The organism is Bartonella sp. CL63NXGY (genome assembly GCF_042194905.1).
Taxonomy (GTDB): Bacteria; Pseudomonadota; Alphaproteobacteria; order Rhizobiales; family Rhizobiaceae; genus Bartonella.
Map to the genome: position 1 here is coordinate 6,588 of NZ_JBHINK010000026.1, position 2,606 is coordinate 9,193.

The 2,606-nt window shown below is 37.6% G+C and carries 1 protein-coding gene; it reads right to left on the reverse strand.

All coding sequences use genetic code 11. The features are described from left to right. Positions 1-1,972, reverse strand: a 1,972-nt coding sequence (locus ACFIK0_RS08575) for a right-handed parallel beta-helix repeat-containing protein (protein WP_375663822.1), incomplete at its 3' end; no start/stop codon positions are given. Between the last annotated feature and the right edge of the window lie 634 nt (positions 1,973-2,606).

Below are 2,606 nucleotides of genomic sequence, written 5' to 3' on the forward strand. Positions count from 1 at the left end.
TTCCAAGTAATTCAATCAAGCTGTTAGGATTGCTGGTAGCTGCACCGTATCCGTTGCCATCCATTGTTGTTAGAGCAACATCTGTGAGCTTAATATGTCCACCGCTTTTTGTAAGTACTGCCGCGCTTTTCCCAGTCACAGTTCCACCCGCCATTGAGATAGTACCACTATTTTCTGTATAAAGTCCGATGAGAGCATTATTAATTGTTGTGTTCCCATCCAATTCAATTAAGCTTTCAGGATCGGTGGAAGCTGCACCGTTTCCGTTTCCGTCCATCGTTGTTAGAGCAACATCTGTGACCTTAATATATCCACCGTTCATGGTAAACAATGCTGCACTTTTTGCAGTTACAGCTCCTCCCGTCATTATGATGACACCATTGTTTTCCGCATCAAGTCCATTTATAGCATTATTAATCGTTGTCTCCCCATCCAATTCAATAAAGCTGTAAGGATCGGTGGAAGCTGCCCCGTATCCGTTTCCGTCCATCGTTGTTAGAGCAACATCTGTGACCTTAATATATCCACCTTTTTGTGCAAATAATGCTCTGTTTCCCGCAGTCACTGTCCCTCCCATCATTATGATGGTAGAGAATAAACCGTCTGTATAGAGTCCATCACCATCAGATGATGTAACTTGAACGCTGCCTTCTTTACTATTGGCTAAAGTAATGAAGCTGCCGTTCATTACGTATAGCCCTGTGTGTTCTCCATCAAATGCTCCTCCTAATATCGTTACTTGTGAACCATCTTCTGCCGATATGCTGGTGTCTGCTTGCGTAATGGTTACATTTTCTAAAGTGAGATGACTTCCGGCAAAGGCCGTTATTCCTGTGTATAAAAACTCTTCTTTTTCATTTTCTAATTCACTTTCCCATCCAGGGTCTAATTCATTGTCCGATGTTTTTACATTTTCTAGCTTGTCTTGATCACTTATGCTGGTATTTGCATAAGTAATGGTTACATTTTCTAACTTGTTTTTATCGCTTTTACTCTCATTGAAGAACGCACCAGTTTCAAAAGCCGTAATGGTTCCTCCAGTCATTGTGATTGTGCTACCGTTTGTTGCATAAAGCCCAATTACAGCGTCATTAATTACCGTATTTCCGTGCAGTTCAATTGTGCTGTCAACATCATTAGCTATTGCACCGATTCCGGTGCCATCTTTTTTTAAAGTAACATCTGTGACGTCAATATGTCCGCCATTTTCTGCAAGTAATGCTGTATTTTCTCCAGTGACTGATCCTCCTATCATTGTGATTGTGGATTGTGCACCATTTGCATAGAGTCCGTCACCATGAGATGATGTAACTTGAACACTGCCTTTTTTATTATCGGCTAATTCACTATAGGTTAAAGTAATAGCGCTGCCTTCCGTAGCAGATATTCCTTTGAGTTCTCCATCAAATGCTCCTCCTAAAATCGTTATTTCAGAATGATCATTTGCAAATATACTGGTGTTTGCTTGCGTAACCGTTACGTTTTCTAAAGTAACTTTGCTTTTGTTATCGGCATTTATTCCCTTGTCCATGAAGTGGTCATCTTTACCGCTTGATATTGTTACACCTTCCAGCTTGTTTTTATCATTCATACTGTTTTCGAAGAAAGCGCCAATTTCAGAAACCGTAATAATGCCTCCAGTCATTTTGATTGTAGCACCATCTTTTGCATTAAGACCAAGACGAATGTCAAAATCAGTTCCTTTAATGGCTGTGTCTTGCAGTAATGTAATCGCACTGCCAAAACCGTCAGCTGTTACAGCATAAATATCCGTGTCTTTATTCCCAACCACAGTTAAATGTGTGCCGGTAATTTCCCCGTTGTCTTTCGCATTAATAATCTCATACGTTGTGTTAGATACTTCTTTTTTCTCGCCGGAAACTTCAAGAGTTTCAGCATATACATTGAGATGGGTGTTGAATAGCATGACAGCTATGACAGCCGTGCAGGATAAAAGGGACTTTTTACACATCAAGATTTTCCTAAATTATAAGTGCCCCACACTCTTCCCCCGCTTATAAGAAGGATATCAAATGGATGGGTATTTTAGAGATGGAACGTGAATAGGCGATTTTTATTTTTATGTAAAGTATAAAATAAATCATACATTTAATATATAACGTATTATACTTAAATTCATTTAGTATTATATGAATACATTATGTTAATATTATATAAGTATTATAAGTTTTTCTATTCAAGATATGTGTTATGCTTGCATAAAACTTGTTGCTTATGCTTAAAGAAAAGGAGTAGGCAAGAAAATTTAAAAAAACTGTATGCTTGAGCCTGATAGAGATCTCTTTCAACATCATGAAACCAAAGATGATACCATATCTTTCATATTTTTCTTTAACACGGTTACGATAAAATAGCGCTCATTGATTTTTCAATCGACGTTTAGTTTTTTTCAAGGGATATTTTTACTAGTTGAAAGCGCGCTATTTTATTGTTTTGAGTTTTTTAACTAATTTTCTTAAAGAAAAATGTTGGCGGTGTGTATTGGTAGAGAAGAATAGGGGAGAGATAAAAAGGCAGCATATTGTGGCTGCCTTTTTTGTTAATGCATAGAAAAGAAATACGCTGTTTTGACAGTTTTATTTTAA